Here is a 17556-nt window from a genome sequence, read left to right on the forward strand (position 1 = left end):
TGAAATCATTGGATAGCCGCGCGCTGCCGGGAAACACTCCGGGCGGCGACGGCAGTCATTGGATGAAGTTCAGGCGGAAACGGGCGGGTCGCGGGAGGACCGTGCCGGACGGACGGTCGCCACAAGGGCAAGGACCGGCAGGATTTCAATCACTGCCCCGGCTTCGGGCAGGATCAGCTGCGGCGGGGATGCCACATCAAGGGCGTCATGGGCCTTCGACACCGAGACAATCGCGCAAGGCTCGCTGCCGTGCAGGTGCTTGTCCGGCCCGAAGGCAGCCAGGTGCGCCACCAGCATCACCTGCGCAGCAACGAACATCACCGCAAGAAGCGGCAGGATCGTCGAAAGGCGGGCTCTGAACTGGTGCAACGTCATGGACTGGCTGATAGCAGATTAATGTAACTATGTAACATTAATCTAAGGGGCTATGCCACCGGATGGCAAGCCCCAACGCACAGGCCTCAACCTTCGTTGAGTTTGGGGCGTTTGGGCGGGGAATCCTCCTTGCGGACCGGTCTGTCCTTCACTAATAACAATCCTGAAATGAAAATGTCATCGAACACGTCTTTAATCTCCCTGTGCAGGTGCGCCCCGGTAGCTTATTCCCGGCCGGCCAGCCGCCTGTCTTGTCGCAAGGGGGGAAAGGAGCCATGTTCGAGGCCCGGATCAATTTCCAGGAGGCCATGCCTCTCGTCAGGGGCGCCAGCATGACGGCGCACGGCGAGATCAAGCCGACCGACCTGAGGGTCGCGCTCTTTTCCGGCAACTATAATTATGTACGAGACGGCGCCAATGCGGCACTGAACCGTCTTGTGGCGCACCTCGAGCAGCGCGGAGTGACCGTGCGCGTCTATTCACCCACAAGCGATACCCCGGCGTTCGAGCCGGCGGGCACGCTGGTCTCGGTGCCGTCCGTGCCGATCCCGCGCCGCAAGGAATACCGGCTGGCGCTTGGCCTGCCGGCCTCGATCCGGCGCGATCTTGATGCCTTCCAGCCGAACCTTGTGCATATCTCGGCGCCTGACTTTCTGGGCCAAAAGGCTGTGAAATACGCGCGCTCGCGCGGGCTGCCGGTGGTGGCTTCGGTGCATACACGGTTCGAGACCTATCTCAGCTATTATCACCTCGGCTGGCTTGAAGGCCTGCTCAGCCGCAAGATCGGCGCGCTGTATAACCGCTGCGACGAGATTTACGTGCCCGGCGACTGTATGGGCGACGTGATGCGCGCCACCGGCGTGACCACCTCGATCAAGATGTGGAGCCGCGGTGTGGACACCGACCTGTTCCACCCGTCGCGCCGCGACATGGAATGGCGCCGGTCGCTCGGTTTCTCGGACGACACGACGGTCGTCTCCTTCGTTGGTCGTCTGGTGCTCGAAAAAGGCCTCGATCTGTTCGCGGCATCCATCGAGCGGTTGAAGGATATGGGTGTGAAGGCGGAAGCGCTGATCGTTGGCGAAGGCCCCGAGCGTGAATGGTTCGCCGAGCGTATGCCCGGGGCCGTTTTCACCGGCTTCCAGCGCGGTGAGAATCTGGCGCGGGCCTATGCCTCGTCCGACATCTTCCTCAATCCATCGACGACCGAAACTTTCGGCAATGTGACGCTTGAGGCCATGGCCGCCGGTGTACCGGCTGTTTGCGCCAACGCTACGGGCAGCAACTTCCTCGTGCAGGACGGCAAGACGGGATATCTCGTCGATCCCACCGATGTGAATGCCTATGCCGACCGGATGGCTGCCATCGCGCGCGACCCGGCGCTGGCCAAGGCCCTGTCCGAGGCGAGCCGGGCACGCAGCCTGGAGTTCACGTGGGACTCGATCCTCGAGAACCTGCTCGGCCATTATATCGATCTTCTTGGACGCCGCCGGGCGGAAGAAGCGCAGCAGGCTGCGGTCTAGAAACCCGGACTGGCCTTTTCGCGCCAAATCAGCTATGGAGTGGCGCTTGATTAGTGAAAGGCGCCCGCTCCTTGCAGACATTCTGGCAGAATATAGCGACCCGCATGCAGAACGGGCCGATTGTCAAATTGTTGCAATTTCTGCTCTTTTCGGTCGTGATCCTGTATCTCGCGGATCGCCTGGGTGCGATTGGCTGGCGCAATGTGATGGCCTCGCTGCCGACGAATCCCTTCTTCTATCTGGTGCTGGTGGCCGGCTATTTCGTGATGCCGATTTCCGAGCTCGCGATCTATCGCCGCCTTTGGGACCATGACCTGAAGGGCGCGATGCCTGCGTTCGTGCGCAAGAAGGTGCTGAACGAGGCAGTGGTCGGTTATTCGGGCGAGGCTTATCTCTTCCTCTGGGCGCGCAAGGCGCTGGGGATGGAAGGCCGTCAGGCCTTCTCGACGATCAAGGACAACAATCTCCTGTCGGCTGCCGTTTCCACATCCACCGCCGTGCTTCTGGTGATCTTCTTCATGTTCACCGACTATTTCGAGGTGGTGTTCAAGGCGAGCCCCGACAATTCCACCTCGCTGATCGTGATGCTTTGCATCTCCGCCCTGATGGTGCCGATCATCTTCCGCTTCCGCCGCAAGCTGATGAGCCTGCCGCCCGAGATGATCCGCCGCGTGCTGACGATCCATATCCTGCGGCTGCTGACCGTTGAACTGCTGCAGATCATCCTGTGGTCGATCGCACTGCCCGATGTGCCGGTGATCACATGGGTCGCCTTTGCCGCAGCCCAGATGGTGCTGACCCGTGTGCCGATGCTGCCGAATAAGGAACTGATGCTTTTGGGCCTTGGTGTCACGCTTGCCACTTATGTGGATGCACCGAGTGCGGCTGTCGCCGGCATGTTCTTCGCCGCCGGCGCGCTTCTCCAGATTTTCAATGTGCTGGCTTTCACCGCATCAAGCTTTGCCGGTGCCCGCGTGAAATCCGAGCCCATCCTGATTGAAGGCCCTTCGGAAACCCCGAAAGAGGCCTGATCCTTCAGGCAGCCGGCAGGGACGGCTTGCGCCGCCGCAGCCAGCGCACAATCGGCAGCCGGGGGAAAAGGTCGATGACCTTGAAGAAACCGTCCAGCGGATGCTGCCCGCACTTGTACGCAAACACGTAGAAGCACCGAAACCCTAGCGCCATATAAACGGCAAGCGCCGGCCACAGCACATAGCCCGGCGGGAACGACGTGACGTTCGATCCAAACTCCAGCACTTTGAACATCAGGATCAGGAGCGACAGCCCGATTACCACGCCCGAGGCCGATGCCCGGCGCGGCGGCGGCGCTGCGATGGCAACGGCGAGGAACGGCAGCACCAGGGGCAGCAGGCCAAGGATGATCCGCCGCTGGCTTTCGCCGCTTGCTGCCCGCCGTTCTATTTCCGGGATTTTCCCGCTCAGTGCCATGGAGATCAGCTCGGCGAGCGTGCGTTCCTTCTCGGTGCCGCCGCGATTGCGGAATTCCTCGATCAGGGGCAGGGGGACCGCGATATCATGCTGGTCGAAGGTCAGGAGGCCCGGTTGCGGCCAGTCGCTGATGCCGGCGGTGAAAATCTGCCCGTCCTCAAGCCGCAGGATCACCACCGTATCGTTTGACGAGCGCAGGAACTGGCCTGATTTGGCTGCTGCCACAACCTCGGCACCGTTTGCGCTGTGTTCATAGAGGAAAATATCCGTCAGCATCCCTGTGTCGCGGTCAAACGATTGGGCCCGCATCGTGGTGCCTTTGCCGAGCGAGACAAATTCCGCCAGCTGGATCGACCGGCCGAATGCGCCGATGCTGGCCTTGAAGGTCAGTTCCCGGTAGGCAAACTCGCTATGCGGCTGGATATAGCTGACCAGTGCGAAATTGACCGCCGCCATCAGCATGCCGAAGATCATGGGAACGCGCAAGAGTTGCCACGGGCCGAAACGGCAGGCCAGCATCGCCGCCATTTCCTGCTGCATGGCGATCCGCCGGTAGGCGAGGAGGACACCAAGGAGGAGGCTGATCGGCGCCCCGAACACGGCATATTCAGGCACCATATAAACGAGCAGGTCGAACACCACTTTCAGCGGTCCGCCTTCGTTCAGGGTGAACTGGAAAAGCCGGAGCATCTTGTCGAGCAGCAGCAGAAGGATGGTCAACGCCATAGTCGCTGCCATCGGCGTGAAAATCTGTCGCGCGATATACCGGTCTAGGGAGGGGACCATGGTTTCTTCTGACTGGCCGGACTTGTGCCGGATGATTGCTCTGCCGCCTTTCATGGCAAAAAAAGCCGGATGGGTCGATAGAAAGCGAGGGGCTCACCGGAATTTTTCTCAGGGCCGCTTGTCAGCCGGCTATATGGGGCATCAGAATGCGCTTCTTTTCCAGAAAGGACATTTCAATGACCAGCATGATCAGGCTTCAAACGCACGGCAAAGGCGAAAGCAATCCGATTGCCGCCGAAAAGCTGATTGCGGGCACGCCGACCGGCACGGTGGACAATCAATATATCAACAAAGCGGGCAATTTCTTCTGCGGGGTGTGGAGCTCCGACGCCGGCATCTGGCGCATTTCCTATACCGAAGACGAGCTCTGCACGATCATCGAAGGCGAGGCCATCGTCACCGATGCTGCCGGCAATGCCGAGCGGGTGACGGCCGGCGACACGTTCGTCATCCCGGCGGGCTTCGAAGGCACGTGGGAAACGGTTGGTTCCGTCCGCAAATTCTATGCGGTTTATGAAGCCGCCTGAGCGGCCTCAGATCACCTCGACCGGTACCGGGTCACCGTCATTTTCCGCTGGCGCCTGATCGTGAAGCGGCAGGCAGATCACCACGATCGTGCCGGTGCCGGGGGTGGAATCGATCGATAGCGTGCCCCCCAGCGCCCGCACCAGCCGGTCGGCAAGGCTGAGGCCAAGGCCGATGCCTTCGCTGCGGCGGGCGAGGTGACCGCTGACCTGCGAGAAGGGCTCCAGCGCCCGGTTGATTTCTGCCTCGCTCATGCCCGAACCGGTATCTTCCACGCGCACCTTCAGTGTGTTTGCGGCGCGTGCGACCTTGATCCGCACGCGGCCGTCAGGGCGGTTGAATTTCACCGCATTCGAAATCAGGTTCAGCATGATCTGCCGGATGGCGCGTTCGTCGCTCATGATGGCGCCGACCTTGATATCCCGTTCGATGGTCAGCGCGCGGGAGCTGATGAAGGGCGCGCAATATTCAAGCGCACCTTCGACCACCTTTTCGATATCGCAGGCTTCGGATCGCAGCTGCATCTCGCCGGAATCAAGCCGCGACAGATCGAGGATATCATTGATGATATGCAGAAGGTGCGTGCCGCTGCGCTCGATGGTCTCAAGATAGTCCTTGCGCTGTTCGGGCGTCGTCGGGAATTCGTCGTTTTTCAGGATTTGCGCAAAGCCGATCACGGCATTGAGCGGCGTGCGCAGCTCGTGGCTCATGGACGCGAGGAACACCGCCTTGGCGTGATAGGCCTCTTCTGCTGCCCTGATCTTTTCCTTGAGTGCCGCCTGTGTCTGCTTCCTGAGCTCCACTTCGGTATCGAGCATCACCAGCGCCTTGATCCAGCTGAAAAGCCCGATGCCGACAAGGATTGTGCCGGGGGCAAAGCCGAAGAGCATGATCAGTAGTTCGTTCTCGCCAGGTGCAGCGAGGCCGAGCCAGCGACCGAACGGGACGATTTCTTCAGACATATCGAGGAAGGCGGCGACGACGGTGACGAAAATACCGCAAGAGATCAGCCAGTAACCGACCCTGCCGAGCGTTCGGGGATGCGGGCGGGTCAGGAAGGTGACGGACATGAAGGTGACACCGGCCATGAGCGCCACATCACACAGAAAACGGCTGAAGGAATAAAAAAGATCCGATTCCGGGGTCATACAAAAGTCGCCTTCCTCGCGGACGATACGCTATCCGCACAAATTTCAACCTTGGCGTATAAAAGTGAACAACGTATTGACTTGCAAGAGTTACATGCATGCTAGGCACAGGCAGGGGCATCTGCTAATGCTGGCGAGTGGAGAGTGAGAGCCATGCGGAGGGATGAGGTCATGAGCGAGCATATTCTGGTCGATGTCAAAGACAGGGTGATGACCATCACCTTCAACCGCCCCGACAAGAAAAATGCCCTGACCCACGCAATGTATCAGGCGATCAACAGCGCCATCGAGCGCGCCAACACGGACAAGGCCGTTCGGGCCGTGCTGTTCCTTGGCGCGGGTGGTGTCTTCACTGCCGGTAACGACCTGATGGATTTCCGGGACAAGCCGCCGCTTGGCCCCGAAGCGCCGGTTTCGCGCTTCCTGCAAAATATGCTGAAAGCCGAGAAGCCTATGGTGGCCGCGGTTGGCGGTGTGGCCGTGGGTGTGGGCCTGACCATGCTTCTCCACTGCGATCTGGTGATCGGTTCGAAATCCGCCCGCCTCAGCGCGCCGTTCGTTGATCTGGCCCTTGTGCCGGAAGCGGGCTCGAGCCTGCTGCTGCCGCGCGCGATTGGCCATGCGCTGGCGTCTGACATGTTCTTCACCGGCCGGGTGCTGAGCGCCGAGGAAGCCTTGGGCGCCGGTATCCTGTCGCGCCTCTATGACGACGCAGACCTTGAAGCCGAAGCCCGCAAGCTTGCCTTGTCGCTTGCCCGCAAGGCGCCGGATGCGATCCGCCTGACGCGCCGCCTGATGCACGGTGACCGCGCCGATGTGGCAAAACGCATGGCTGAGGAAGGCGAGCTTTTCGCCCGCCAGCTTGTCTCCAAGGAGATGAAAGAGGCCATTCAGGCCTTCCTCGAGAAACGGGCTCCCGACTTTGGCTGACACGATGCCGGACGCTTCTGTCCGTTCTGAAATGGCAGACCGGCTGCTGGCTGCGGCGGGATGGTCCGGTGCCGTGCGTCACCCGCTGCCGGGTGATGCCTCCGCGCGCCGCTATATCCGTCTCACGCAGGGCGGTGAAAGCCGCATGCTTGTGGATGCGCCACCGGGGCGGGAAGATCTCGGCAAATATCTGCGTCTCAACCGGCATCTCGCCTCCCTTGGCCTTCGGGTGCCGGTGATCCATGCGGCAGACGAGGCTTCAGGCTTTGCGCTCATCGAGGATTTCGGGGATGCCACCTTCACCCGGTTGCTCGCCGCAGGTGAAGCAGAAGCCAAGCTTTACGACCGTGCCGCTGATGTGCTTGTCCGCCTGCAGCAAGCGCCGGGCGCGACCGACATTGTGGCACCGCCCTATGATGACGCACTGCTCTTGGAAGAAGCCGGTCGCTGCGCGCTCTGGTATCTGCCGCTCGCTATGGGGCGTGACCTGACGGAGGCAGAGCGTGCTGACTTTGACGCCGTCTGGCGCCGCACGCTCGGTGATATCCGCGACTGCCGCGATGTGCTCGTGTACCGCGACTTCCATGTCGACAATCTGATGATCGTGGACGGCCCGAAGGGGCCCGAGGTCGGCTTGCTGGACTTTCAGGACGCCGTCATCGGCCACCCGGCCTATGACCTTGTCTCGCTGATCGAGGATGCCCGGCGCGATCTGGCGCCCGCGACGCGGGAACGCGTCCTTGCCCGTTACCGCGAGGCGATGGGGGTGGGGGCCGATGAACTGGTCGAAAAGGTCGCGATCCTCGGGGCGCAGCGCCACACCAAAATCCTTGGCCTTTTCGTTCGGCTGAGCCGCCGGGACGGCAAGCATGGCTATCTGCCGCATATCCCGCGCTTGCAGCGGCAGCTGGCGGGGGCCTTGCAGCACCCTGCACTTGCCGAGGTCGCCCGCATGATGCACGAGATCGCCCCCGGCTACGAAAGCCTCAATGTGACGCCACCTAGTGGCTCATGAAGATTGGCAGGTCGCTGTTGCCGACCAGCCATTTTGTCACCCCGCCAAGGATCAGTTCCCGCCAGCGCGCATGTGAATAGGCGCCGATCACCATCAGGTCGGCCCCTTCCTTGTGGGCGGCACCCAGGATCTGCTCGCCGATGCTGCTGCCGCTGTCTGCGGGCGTCAGGGCTTTTGCCTTGATACCATGCTGGGCCAGATAATCGGCGATGGCATTCACATCCGGCCGGTCGGGGTCGGGATCACCGATTTGCAGCAGCGTGACTTTCTCGGCGTCGACCAGAAGCGGCAGGGCAGCGCCGACGGCACGGGCGCCCTCGGCCCGACCGTTCCAGGCGATCAGGATATGCCGGCCGATATCGCCGCTCGCTTTGGTGGCCTTCGGCACCATCAGGAGCGGACGGCCGGACCGGAACAGGAGGTCATGGAACACATCGGCAGCATCTGCCCCCATGCCTTCGGGGCCGTCGCAAACGGACAGGTCCGACGTGCGGGCACGGCGCCCGGCATGGTCGGCAATCTGGCCGACGGCAACCTGCCAGCGTGCGGTGGCGCTTTCTGCAGTCGCCGTGTCTTTCAGCGGGATGGCGGCGGCCTCCAGCGCTTGCGTAAAGCGGGTATAGCCGTCGTCAGCGTCCGCCTTGCCGGAGGAATCCGCAGCGTCGCACAGTTCCTGGATCATCACGGCGCTCATCCCTTCGCCGGTATAGGGCACGGCGGCGCGCGGGTCGGGGCGGATGAAAAGCCCGGTCAGCATCGCCCGGTTGCGGCGCGCGAGGGCCGCCGCCAGCGTCAGTGTCTGCTGGCTCGGGCAGTCGGCGGTCATGGGCAGAATGATGGATTTCATCGTGGCTTCCCCTGTCTGTTGTTCGTGTCGCAAAGTCCGGGACGGCAACCCTTTACCCGGGCGCCCGTGCCCTGTAGCTTTCTGGATGCTGACACGGACTTCGGGGGCAAGCTTTGATCCCGATCAATTCCGGTTCATCATCCATTCAGCCGCAAGGCCCGAAAGTATAACGCATGATGACCTTTATCCGAAAATTCTGGCTGGCCTTCCTCACGCTCGCACTTGTCGCCCCCCTTGCGCCCACCGCTGCCGAAGCGCAGCAGCGTGGCAGCAACCGCGCGCAAACCGAGCAGGACGAAGCACTGGCCGCACAGAAACGCGGCGACGTGCTGCCCTACCACGAGATCAAGAAGCGCACCGAGGCGCAGATCGGCGGGAAGGTGGTGGGCCAGCGCCTGCGTAACACCAATACAGGTTGGGTTTACGAGCTGCGAGTCATGGGCGGGGACGGCAAGGTGGCCTTCGTGCTTGTGGACGCGGCCTCCGGCAAGATACTCAAGGCACGTTGATAGGAGCCCCATATGCGCATCCTGATTGTCGAAGATGATGAAGCCCTGGCCCGCCAGATGCGGGACAGCCTTGTGGAAGCCGGCTATGCCGTCGATCACGCGACAGACGGCGAGGACGGCCACTTTCTGGGCGATACCGAGCCCTATGACGCCGTAGTGCTGGACCTCGGCCTGCCGGTCCTTGACGGCCACAGTATCCTGAAGCGCTGGCGCAGCGACGGCAAGGTGATGCCCGTCCTGATCCTCACCGCCCGCGATGGCTGGACCGACAAGGTGGAAGGGCTGGATGCGGGTGCTGACGACTACCTGACCAAGCCTTTCATGATGGAAGAACTGCTGGCGCGTCTGCGCGCCCTTATCCGCCGCGCGGCGGGGCAGGCGTCAGCCACGCTCACTATCGGCCCCCTCACGCTCGATACCCGTTCAGGCAAGGTCAGCGTGGAAGGCAAGGCCGTGAAGTTGACGGCGCAGGAATTCAAGCTTCTGGCCTATATGATGCACCATCAGGGCAAGGTCATTTCGCGCACCGAACTGACCGAGCATATCTATGATCAGGATTTCGACCGCGATTCGAACACGATCGAGGTGTTCGTGAACCGTATCCGCAAGAAGCTCGGGATCGAGATCGTGCATACGGTGCGCGGGCTCGGCTACCAATTGGACTGGCAGGGGGAAGGTGCGAGTGCTCGCACGGCTTAGGCACTTTTTCAGGACACTGACCGGCCGCCTTCTCGTTTCCGCCTTCCTGTGGTCGGCGGTGGCGTTGACGGTGGGCGGTTTTGTCCTGTCTGCTGCCTTCCGCTCCTATGTGCTGCAGGATGTGGACGAGCGCCTTTCGGTGCTTCTGGATACGCTTGTCGGCTCCAGCGAGGTCGCGCCCGATGGCATGTTGCGCTTCAACCGGCCGCTCGTGGACGAGCGGTTCGCTACCCCCTATTCGGGCCTTTACTGGCAGGTGTCGGAGGAGGGCGTCCCGCCGTTCCGGTCGCGGTCCCTGTGGGATTTCGAACTTGGCAATGTGCATGCCGACCGGGTCTTCACCCTGCATATCGAGGAAGCGCCGGGGCCGGACGGCCAGCGCCTGAGGGTCGCCGAACGGGATATCATCCTGCCAGAAGCCGACCGCATCTTCCGCTATCAGGTGGCGAGCGATCTGGGCGAAGTGCAGGCTGCTATTGAACGTTTCAACCAGCTACTACTGCAGGCCTTGGGGCTTATCATGGGAACGCTGACGGCGGCACTCGTGCTGCAGGTTGCCTATGGCCTGCGTCCCCTCAGGACCATCGGCAAGAACCTCGCCGACGTACGGGCGGGCCGCGAGGCGCGACTGCCGGACGACTGGCCCGCTGACCTGCAGCCGCTGGCCGCCGAGATCAATGCCCTGATCGACCAGAATGAAAAGCTCGTTGCCCGTGCCCGTACCCATGTGGGCAATCTGGCCCATGCGCTGAAAACACCGCTTGCGGTGATCCTGAACGAAGCCGACGCCGACAAGGGGCCGCGCGGCGCCACTGTTGGGCGGGCGGCGCGGGATATCAAAAGCCATATCGACCACCACCTCAAGCGCGCCCGGATTGCCGGGGGTGGCAGCGGGCCCGGCCTGCCGGTGCGCGAGCGGCTCGACAAGCTCGCCAAGGCAATTGCCGCCATGCACCGCCACAAGGACATCGAATTGAGCGTCGAATGCGCCCCGGCCCTTGCCTTTGACGGCGAGCGCGAGGATTTCGACGAAATGCTTGGCAACCTGATGGATAATGCCGGCAAATGGTCAGCCGGGCAGGTGTCTGTCAGCGTCAAGCTGGTGGAAAAGGATTTACCGCGCCCGATGCTGGAAATCCGGGTGGAGGACGACGGCCCCGGCGTGCCCGAAGATCAGTGGCAGGTGCTGTTCGAACGTGGCCGCCGGCTTGACGAGCATGTGCAGGGCACTGGTCTCGGCCTCGCCATCGTGCGCGATATCGTTGATATGTATGGCGGGTCGGTACGGCCCGAGCATGCAGCCCTTGGCGGGCTTGCCATCGTGATGCGCCTGCCGGGCAAGCTTATCCCTTCCTGAGTACCCCGGCACCCAGCATCAGCCAGCCCGTGATAAAGGCAAGGCCGCCAAGCGGGGTGACCCAGTGCGCGGCCCCAAGGCTGCCGGGGCCATGGATCGCCAGCCAGTAAAGGCTGCCCGAAAAGGCCAGCATCCCGAAAACGAACGCCCAGACGGAAGCGCCAATCAGGCGGCTTGCCGACAGCGTTGCCGCGAAGGCGGCAGCAACCAGCGCGAAACTGTGCAGATACTGCATACGCACCGCCATTTCCCACCAGTCCTTGCCTTTTTCGCCGACGTCCGCAGGCAGGGCATGGCTGCCCGCTGAGGCCGCGATGGTGGCAAGGGCAGCCAGGAATGCGGCAAGGGCGAGGATGCGGCGTGGTGTCATGGCGGGTGTCCTACTATCTTTCGGCATTGGAGGTTCGTTTAGTTTCGTGCAACTTTTATCGCTATCACGGGAAGTGGCCCCTAAGATGGTGGCCGAACTGACAAAAACCAGTAAGGGGGTAGACGATGATTGGCAAGGCACGCTTGCTCGCGGCGCTCGCCGTGTTCGGAGGGGTGATGATCGGATTTGGGGACAGTATCAAGGCGGATGATCTGGTGGCGCGCGGCGACAATCGCGGGACCCGGATCAACGGTGCAGACTGGGCGACACGCAGCCCGGCGCTTGCAACGAACGGCATGGCCGCGACCTCGCAGCCGCTGGCAACGCAGGCAGCGCTTGATGTGCTGAAGGCCGGCGGTACGGCGGTCGATGCCGCGATTGCCGCGAACGCTGTCCTTGGCCTTGTGGAGCCCACCGGCAACGGCATGGGCGGCGACCTGTTCGCCATCGTCTGGGACCCCAAAACCAAAAAGCTTTACGGCCTCAATGCCTCGGGCCACAGCCCGAAGGGGCAGACACTGGATGACCTGAAAGCCAAGGTGAAGGCCAAGGGGCTTGATGCCATTCCGGGCTGGGGCGTGCTGCCGGTGACCGTGCCGGGCACCGTGGACGGCTGGTTCACCCTGCATGGCAAGTTCGGCAAATTGCCGATGAAGGACAATCTGGCGCCGGCCATCCATTATGCGCGGGAAGGGTATCCTGTTACCCAGCTCATTTCCTATTATATGCAGCGCTCGCAGCCGATGTTCGAAGCGAAGTTCAAGGATGGCGTGCTGGAAGAAATCGACAACTACCGCAAGACCTACCTGATCGACGGCAAGGCGCCGGCGGAAGGCCAGATTTTCAAGAACCCCGATCTCGCCAACACGTTCGAGGCAATCGCCGAGGGCGGTCGCGATGCCTTCTATAACGGCCCGCTGACCGACACGATGGTTGCCTATTTCAAACGCCTCGGCGGCGCGCTGACGAAGGAAGATTTCGCCAGCCAGCATGCCGATTGGGTGGAGCCCACCTCCACCAATTATCGTGGCTATGACGTGTGGGAACTGCCGCCGAACGGGCAGGGCATCGCCGTGCTGCAGATGCTGAATATCCTTGAAGGCTATGACCTGAAGGCCATGGGCCACAATTCGGTGGATTATCTGCATGTGATGGCCGAGGCCAAGAAGCTGGTTTACGAAGACCGTGCCCGTTTCTATGCCGATCCGAAATTTGTGGATGTGCCGGTTGAGGGACTGCTTTCCAAAGCCTATGCCAAAAAACGCCGCGCGCTGATCGATATGAAAAAGGCCGCCAAGGAAGTTGATCCGGGCGATCCGATCCTTGGCCACGGCGACACGATCTATATGACGGTGGCCGACAAGGACGGCATGATGGTCTCCCTCATCCAGTCCAACTTCCGGGGGATGGGGTCGGGCCTTGTGGCGGATGGCCTCGGCTTCATGTTCCAGGACCGGGGTGAGCAATTCGCGCTGGATGCCAGCCACCCCAACGCCTATGCGCCGGGCAAGCGGCCGTTCCACACCATCATCCCGGCTTTCATGACGAAGGACGGCAAGCCGCTCCTGTCGTTTGGCCTGATGGGCGGCGACATGCAGCCGCAGGGTCATGTGCAGATCGTGGCCAACATTGTCGATTTCGGCATGAATGTGCAGGAAGCGGGCGATGCGGCGCGCTACTATCACACGGGCTCAACCGAGCCTGACGTGCTGAAGCGCATGACGGATGGCGGCGAACTGCAGCTGGAAACCGGTGTGCCGCAAGCGGTGGCGGATGCGCTGAGGGCGCGTGGCCACGCTGTGTCCTATTCGAAGGGGCCGTATGGCGGCTATCAGGCCATCCTGCGCGATCCGGAAACCGGCGTTTACTGGGGTGCCAGTGAAATGCGCAAGGACGGGATGGCGGCCGGTTACTGACCGGCCGCCCCTGCGGTTCACTGTTTCAGGGAACCAGAACGATCGGGATGCCGACCGTGTGTGCCAGCGAGTTGGCCACACTGCCCAACAGCAGGTCGGCAACCCGCGACCGCCCGCGACGGCCCACAAAGGCCATCACGGCCTTCTCTTCCTTGATGCGCTTCTTCAGCACATCAACGGGATGCCCCCAGTGAAATTCCTTGGTGATGGTCACGCCGCTTGCCTTGTGCTTGGCGACGAGCGGATCAAGGATTTCACTGCTGGCGCGGGCTTCCTCGCCCGCCTTTTCCAGCGGCCGGGCTGCGATCTCTTCGACCGACAGCGGCTGGATGCCCGACCAGGGAATGACAGTGACCAAGCGCACTTCGGCGCCAGTTTGTTTGGCTAGCGAGACGGCTTTATCCGTCGCGCGTTCCCCCCACTCACTGCCATCCACGGCGACCATGTAAAGTTGATGCTTGGACATTGAAACTTCCCTTTCGCTGTTTGACTGGTATCAACCTAACAGCGAAAGGGAGGGCTCTTTTTGCGCAAGATCAAATTCAGGCGCGATAGGCGGCCTTGATGATATCGGCGCAGCGCTCGGCAATCATGATGGTGGGCGCATTGGTGTTGCCGCCAATGAGGCGCGGCATCACCGAGGCATCGGCCACCCGCACGCCGGCAAGGCCCACGACCTTCAGGTCCGGGTCCACAACGCTTGTTGCATTGTCAGTCGGGCCCATCGCGCAGGTGCCGACGGGGTGATAGATCGTCTCGGCCAGGTCGCGGATCGCGGCTTCGGTGCCGGCATCATCGTCAATATCGATGCCATGCCACGGGTCTTTCTCGCGCGAGATGAAGGCCGCAAGCGCAGGCTGCCGGTACATGCGGCGCACCAGCTTCACGCCTTCCCGCATCACCCGCAAATCCTCAGCTTCGCTCAGATAGCCGGGGTCGATCTTGGCAGGCGCCAACGGGTCGGCGCTTTGCAGGCCGATGGTCCCGCGGCTGTGCGGGCGCAGCTGGCACATGTGGATGCCCATGCCGTGCTCGTGCGGCTTTTCAAAGCCGTGCGGCACATCTGCCATCGCCAGCATGATATGGAACTGGATATCCGGCCGTTCGAGCGCCTTGTCGGTTTTCAGAAACGCCCCGACCGGTGTGACGCAGTCGGACAGCGCGCCGGGTTTGTGGAGGAACCATTTGGCCATCTCGATCAGGCCCGCTACCGGCTTCTGGTAGCGCATCATCGAGATCGGGTCCTTCAGGTGCGCGTTCACATTGATGTCCAGATGGTCCTGCATATTCTTGCCGACGCCCTTCAGGGCATGCACGACCTCGATCCCGTGCGGCTTGATATCGTCGGGATTGCCGACGCCGGAAAGCTGCAACAGTTGCGGGCTGTTGATGGCCCCACCTGCCAGAACCACTTCGCGCGCAGCTGTGTAGGTTTCAACCTTGCCGTTGCGGCTGAGTTCCACCCCTGTGGCGCGCTTGCCATCAAATACCACGCGGCGGACCTGCGCTTCCGACAGGATCGTCAGGTTTGGGCGGTCCTTCGCGGTTTCAAGATAGGCGCGGGCCACCGTCATGCGGCGGCCGTCATGGATCGTCTGGTCGTAGGGGCCGATGCCTTCCTGCTGCGGGCCGTTGAAATCGTCGGTCTGCGGCAGGCCCATCTGTTTCGACGCTTCGACGAACGCGTCGTTCAGCGGATGGGTGGAGGTGCGCTGGGTGGTTTTCAGCGGGCCGTCTGTTGAGTGATACTCACCCGCCGGGCGGTCGCTGCCTTCGGACTTCAGGAAATAGGGCAGGACCTTTTCCCATGTCCAGCCGGTGCAGCCGGCCTGCGCCCATTCGTCATAGTCGCGGGCATGGCCGCGCACATAAAGCATGCCGTTGATGGCGGACGAGCCACCGACGACCTTGCCGCGCGGCCAGAAAAGCTTGCGGCCATTCAGCGCCTTCTGGGGCTCAGTCCAGTAGGACCAGTTGATATCACACGGCGGCACGACCTCGGCGATCATGGCGGGCATGGCAACCTTCAGCCCGCCCGATGCCTTGCCGGCCTCGATCAGCAGCACATTGAAAGACGCCACTTCGGAAAGGCGTGCAGCGATGGTGCATCCCGCCGAGCCTGCGCCGACGATGATGAAGTCGAAAGTCTTGTCGGTCATACACTCAGTCCAGCGGCTCGAGGGTTATGGGCAAGCCGTCGACAGGTTTGATCAGCGGCAGGATCTGGAATTTTGTCTGGTAGCCTTCGGGCAGCGTGATGCGCCAGTGGGGCAACAGGTGGGTCATGATCACCTTGGCCTGCATATAAGCAAAATGCAGCCCGAGGCACATGTGCGCGCCGCCCCCGAACGGGATCCAGGCATATTTGTGCCGGCCCTTGCTGTTTTCGGGTGTGAAGCGCAGCGGATCGAACTTCCCGGGTTCCGGCCACAATTCCTCGCTCCGGTGCGTGTAAACCGCACTGATGCCGATCGTGGTGCCCTTCGGGATCGTGTAGCCGGCAAACTCCACATCGCGCACCGTCTTGCGGGGCATTGCGGGCACCGGCGGGTTCATGCGCAGGGCTTCCTTGAAGGCATATTCGGTGAGCGTCAGTTCACCCATCCGCTCATAGGGCAGCCGGCCTTCATTCAGGCCCATCGTGGCGATTTCCTCGCGCAGCTTGTCCTGCCAGTCGGTATGACGACCGATTTCATAGACAAGTGTGGTGACGGACGAGGTGATCGTGTCATGGGCGGCGAGCCACATGAAGATCATATGGTCGATCACTTCCTGATCGGTGAAGGCATTGCCGTTTTCGTCTTTCGCATTGACCAGCTGGGTGAACATGTCGGTGCCTTCGCGGCCGCGCCGTTCAGGGATAAGACCGCGCAGATAGTCTACGATGAACTTGCGGCCCTTTACGCCTTTTGCCATCTGGGTGCCGGGGATCGGCACGCGCACGACAGCAACGGCGGCCAGCACCATATCAGTCAGCGCCTGGAAGATTTTCTTGTTGTCTTCGCTATCGGGATCGATGCCGAGGAAAACGGCCGAGGCCATATCAAGCGTCAGCTGCTTGATCGCGGGATAGAAGGCGAAGTGCTCCATCTCGCCCCAGCGCGCGATGCGCTTTGGAATCTCGTCATTCAGCCGGTCCATATAGCCTTGCATCGGTCCGGTCTTGAAGGCGGCAGCCATGATGTGGCGGTGGGCCTTGTGTTCATCGAAATCCATCAGCATCAGGCCGCGCGGGAACAGGCGGACCAGATAATTGTTCCAGCCTCCCTCGCTTGAGAAATTGCGGCCCTTGTCCATGAGGACGAACTCGTTCGCCTCGGGGCTCAGCATATTCACCTGATCATGGAAAAAGGCGTTCGAGCGGTAAACGGAACCATATTGCTGGCGCATCCGCTTGCCGTAAGCTTCCGAGTCCCTCAGAAGCTCAAGCGTGTGGCCAAGGATCGGCAGGCCGCTATCCCCCGGAATATCTTCAAGTCTGGCTTGGCGCGCTGTCATAATGCCCTCCCTTGCATGTCAGACCGGCCTTCTTGGACTATAAAGTCCAGTAAATGAGTGTAGGCGAGCCTGCGAGCCTGTCAATTCTTTTACGCGGCCCTTCGGGGTGTGACGATGTGCCGCTTTCAGGAAACTTGCAAGGGCGCAGGTGCCGCGCTAGACGCACCATTATGTACGCCTTCTATTCCCAAATGCGCCATGCGGCCAAGCTGATGCGCCTTCTGCATGCCCGGATGCCGGTCCTTGCGGTGGCGATGCTTGTCGTCTGGCAGGGAATCGTCGGCGCCAGCGTGATGGCTGGTGACAATCAGCCTCTCGGTGGTCGTCCGGCGGCCTTGTCCTATGTGGTTGACGGCGAACGGGTCCAGCTTCCCTCGTCGCTCGCCTATTGCAATTTTTCGGACAGCGAAACGGACGGCAAGGGCGCCTGCCCGGACTGTGCCGGTGCGAATGCAGCCGCCCTCGTCACGCCGATCCTTTCCTTGCCCCGGATTTATGCCGGCTTGCCCGTGTTGCCGGCAGCGATGCGGCATCTTGTCGGTATTGCCCCGGCTGCCCGCTCAGCGCGGGACCCGCCCCTTTCTTTCTGAGACTTCGACCTGTTCGACC

The 17556-nt window shown here is 61.8% G+C and carries 18 protein-coding genes; 10 read left to right on the forward strand and 8 right to left on the reverse strand.

What is annotated here, in order from left to right; genetic code table 11:
* Positions 1 to 69 precede the first annotated feature (69 nt).
* Positions 70 to 375: a hypothetical protein gene (locus PH603_RS06485; protein WP_289505215.1), complete on the reverse strand. Its 306-nt coding sequence runs from the start codon at positions 373 to 375 to the stop codon at positions 70 to 72.
* Positions 376 to 725: 350 nt separating this feature from the next.
* Between PH603_RS06485 and PH603_RS06490 the strand changes: the two genes are divergently transcribed.
* Positions 726 to 1898 (forward strand): glycosyltransferase family 4 protein, encoded by a 1173-nt coding sequence (locus tag PH603_RS06490; RefSeq protein ID WP_353507387.1) that lies wholly within the window; start codon positions 726 to 728, stop codon positions 1896 to 1898.
* 71 nt (positions 1899 to 1969) lie between these two features.
* Positions 1970 to 2929, forward strand: a complete 960-nt coding sequence (locus PH603_RS06495; protein WP_289505217.1) for a hypothetical protein — start codon at positions 1970 to 1972, stop codon at positions 2927 to 2929.
* Positions 2930 to 2933: 4 nt separating this feature from the next.
* Here the strand turns inward: PH603_RS06495 and PH603_RS06500 are convergent, their stop codons facing one another.
* Positions 2934 to 4133, reverse strand: coding sequence for an LptF/LptG family permease (locus PH603_RS06500; RefSeq protein WP_289505218.1), 1200 nt, complete (start codon positions 4131 to 4133; stop codon positions 2934 to 2936).
* A gap of 176 nt (positions 4134 to 4309) precedes the next feature.
* On the opposite strand from PH603_RS06500, the gene PH603_RS06505 reads away from it, so the two are divergent.
* Complete coding sequence (locus tag PH603_RS06505; RefSeq protein WP_289505219.1) at positions 4310 to 4660, forward strand: cupin domain-containing protein; 351 nt, start codon at positions 4310 to 4312, stop codon at positions 4658 to 4660.
* Between the two features lie 6 nt (positions 4661 to 4666).
* On the opposite strand, the gene PH603_RS06510 is transcribed toward PH603_RS06505, so the two are convergent.
* The gene (locus tag PH603_RS06510; RefSeq protein WP_289505220.1) at positions 4667 to 5806 is read right to left on the reverse strand and encodes a sensor histidine kinase; all 1140 of its coding nucleotides are present in this window, start codon (positions 5804 to 5806) and stop codon (positions 4667 to 4669) included.
* Positions 5807 to 5977: 171 nt separating this feature from the next.
* Here PH603_RS06510 and PH603_RS06515 point away from each other — a divergent pair, with 171 nt between their 5' ends.
* Complete coding sequence (locus tag PH603_RS06515) at positions 5978 to 6736, forward strand: enoyl-CoA hydratase (protein WP_289505221.1); 759 nt, start codon at positions 5978 to 5980, stop codon at positions 6734 to 6736.
* Complete coding sequence (locus PH603_RS06520; RefSeq protein WP_289505222.1) at positions 6729 to 7751, forward strand: aminoglycoside phosphotransferase family protein; 1023 nt, start codon at positions 6729 to 6731, stop codon at positions 7749 to 7751. The genes PH603_RS06515 and PH603_RS06520 overlap by 8 nt, the downstream gene beginning before the upstream one ends.
* Here PH603_RS06520 and PH603_RS06525 read toward each other — a convergent pair.
* Complete coding sequence (locus PH603_RS06525; protein WP_289505223.1) at positions 7738 to 8598, reverse strand: universal stress protein; 861 nt, start codon at positions 8596 to 8598, stop codon at positions 7738 to 7740. The genes PH603_RS06520 and PH603_RS06525 overlap by 14 nt on opposite strands.
* Positions 8599 to 8771: 173 nt before the next feature.
* Here PH603_RS06525 and PH603_RS06530 point away from each other — a divergent pair, with 173 nt between their 5' ends.
* Genes PH603_RS06530 through PH603_RS06540 form a run of 3 tightly spaced genes read left to right on the forward strand, consistent with a single transcriptional unit; the run spans position 8772 to position 11163 of the window.
* Positions 8772 to 9107, forward strand: coding sequence for a PepSY domain-containing protein (locus PH603_RS06530; RefSeq protein ID WP_289505224.1), 336 nt, complete (start codon positions 8772 to 8774; stop codon positions 9105 to 9107).
* Between the two features lie 12 nt (positions 9108 to 9119).
* Positions 9120 to 9806 (forward strand): response regulator transcription factor, encoded by a 687-nt coding sequence (locus PH603_RS06535; protein WP_289505225.1) that lies wholly within the window; start codon positions 9120 to 9122, stop codon positions 9804 to 9806.
* A complete protein-coding gene (locus tag PH603_RS06540; RefSeq protein WP_289505226.1) occupies positions 9790 to 11163 on the forward strand; it encodes a sensor histidine kinase in 1374 nt (457 codons plus the stop codon). Before PH603_RS06535 ends, PH603_RS06540 begins: the two co-directional genes overlap by 17 nt.
* Here the strand turns inward: PH603_RS06540 and PH603_RS06545 are convergent.
* Positions 11150 to 11533: a DUF423 domain-containing protein gene (locus PH603_RS06545; RefSeq protein ID WP_289505227.1), complete on the reverse strand. Its 384-nt coding sequence runs from the start codon at positions 11531 to 11533 to the stop codon at positions 11150 to 11152. The two genes, PH603_RS06540 and PH603_RS06545, sit on opposite strands and share 14 nt — an antisense overlap.
* Positions 11534 to 11709: 176 nt before the next feature.
* On the opposite strand from PH603_RS06545, the gene ggt reads away from it, so the two are divergent.
* Positions 11710 to 13449, forward strand: coding sequence for a gamma-glutamyltransferase (gene ggt, locus PH603_RS06550; RefSeq protein WP_353507388.1), 1740 nt, complete (start codon positions 11710 to 11712; stop codon positions 13447 to 13449).
* A 25-nt stretch (positions 13450 to 13474) separates the two neighbouring features.
* Here the strand turns inward: ggt and PH603_RS06555 are convergent, their stop codons facing one another.
* The 3 genes from PH603_RS06555 to PH603_RS06565 form a co-directional block, all read right to left on the reverse strand.
* The gene (locus tag PH603_RS06555) at positions 13475 to 13915 is read right to left on the reverse strand and encodes a universal stress protein (protein ID WP_289505229.1); all 441 of its coding nucleotides are present in this window, start codon (positions 13913 to 13915) and stop codon (positions 13475 to 13477) included.
* Between the two features lie 76 nt (positions 13916 to 13991).
* Positions 13992 to 15608 (reverse strand): GMC family oxidoreductase, encoded by a 1617-nt coding sequence (locus PH603_RS06560; RefSeq protein WP_289505230.1) that lies wholly within the window; start codon positions 15606 to 15608, stop codon positions 13992 to 13994.
* Between the two features lie 4 nt (positions 15609 to 15612).
* Positions 15613 to 16947, reverse strand: a complete 1335-nt coding sequence (locus tag PH603_RS06565; protein WP_289505231.1) for a cytochrome P450 — start codon at positions 16945 to 16947, stop codon at positions 15613 to 15615.
* Between the two features lie 170 nt (positions 16948 to 17117).
* On the opposite strand from PH603_RS06565, the gene PH603_RS06570 reads away from it, so the two are divergent.
* Positions 17118 to 17537, forward strand: a complete 420-nt coding sequence (locus tag PH603_RS06570) for a hypothetical protein (RefSeq protein ID WP_289505232.1) — start codon at positions 17118 to 17120, stop codon at positions 17535 to 17537.
* Positions 17538 to 17556: the final 19 nt, after the last annotated feature.

Source organism: Gimibacter soli, assembly GCF_028463845.1.
In the GTDB taxonomy this organism is placed as follows: domain Bacteria; phylum Pseudomonadota; class Alphaproteobacteria; order Sphingomonadales; family Kordiimonadaceae; genus Gimibacter; species Gimibacter soli.

What these genes read in the sequence shown, in the direction of transcription:
- PH603_RS06485 (WP_289505215.1), bottom strand. Translation starts at nt 375, where the DNA reads ATGACGTTGCACCAGTTCAGAGCCCGCCTTTCGACGATCCTGCCGCTT.
- PH603_RS06500 (WP_289505218.1), bottom strand. Translation starts at nt 4,133, where the DNA reads ATGGTCCCCTCCCTAGACCGGTATATCGCGCGACAGATTTTCACGCCG.
- PH603_RS06505 (WP_289505219.1), top strand. Translation starts at nt 4,310, where the DNA reads ATGACCAGCATGATCAGGCTTCAAACGCACGGCAAAGGCGAAAGCAAT.
- PH603_RS06510 (WP_289505220.1), bottom strand. Translation starts at nt 5,806, where the DNA reads ATGACCCCGGAATCGGATCTTTTTTATTCCTTCAGCCGTTTTCTGTGT.
- PH603_RS06515 (WP_289505221.1), top strand. Translation starts at nt 5,978, where the DNA reads ATGAGCGAGCATATTCTGGTCGATGTCAAAGACAGGGTGATGACCATC.
- PH603_RS06525 (WP_289505223.1), bottom strand. Translation starts at nt 8,598, where the DNA reads ATGAAATCCATCATTCTGCCCATGACCGCCGACTGCCCGAGCCAGCAG.
- PH603_RS06530 (WP_289505224.1), top strand. Translation starts at nt 8,772, where the DNA reads ATGATGACCTTTATCCGAAAATTCTGGCTGGCCTTCCTCACGCTCGCA.
- PH603_RS06535 (WP_289505225.1), top strand. Translation starts at nt 9,120, where the DNA reads ATGCGCATCCTGATTGTCGAAGATGATGAAGCCCTGGCCCGCCAGATG.
- PH603_RS06545 (WP_289505227.1), bottom strand. Translation starts at nt 11,533, where the DNA reads ATGACACCACGCCGCATCCTCGCCCTTGCCGCATTCCTGGCTGCCCTT.
- ggt (WP_353507388.1), top strand. Translation starts at nt 11,710, where the DNA reads ATGATCGGATTTGGGGACAGTATCAAGGCGGATGATCTGGTGGCGCGC.
- PH603_RS06555 (WP_289505229.1), bottom strand. Translation starts at nt 13,915, where the DNA reads ATGTCCAAGCATCAACTTTACATGGTCGCCGTGGATGGCAGTGAGTGG.
- PH603_RS06560 (WP_289505230.1), bottom strand. Translation starts at nt 15,608, where the DNA reads ATGACCGACAAGACTTTCGACTTCATCATCGTCGGCGCAGGCTCGGCG.
- PH603_RS06565 (WP_289505231.1), bottom strand. Translation starts at nt 16,947, where the DNA reads ATGACAGCGCGCCAAGCCAGACTTGAAGATATTCCGGGGGATAGCGGC.
- PH603_RS06570 (WP_289505232.1), top strand. Translation starts at nt 17,118, where the DNA reads ATGTACGCCTTCTATTCCCAAATGCGCCATGCGGCCAAGCTGATGCGC.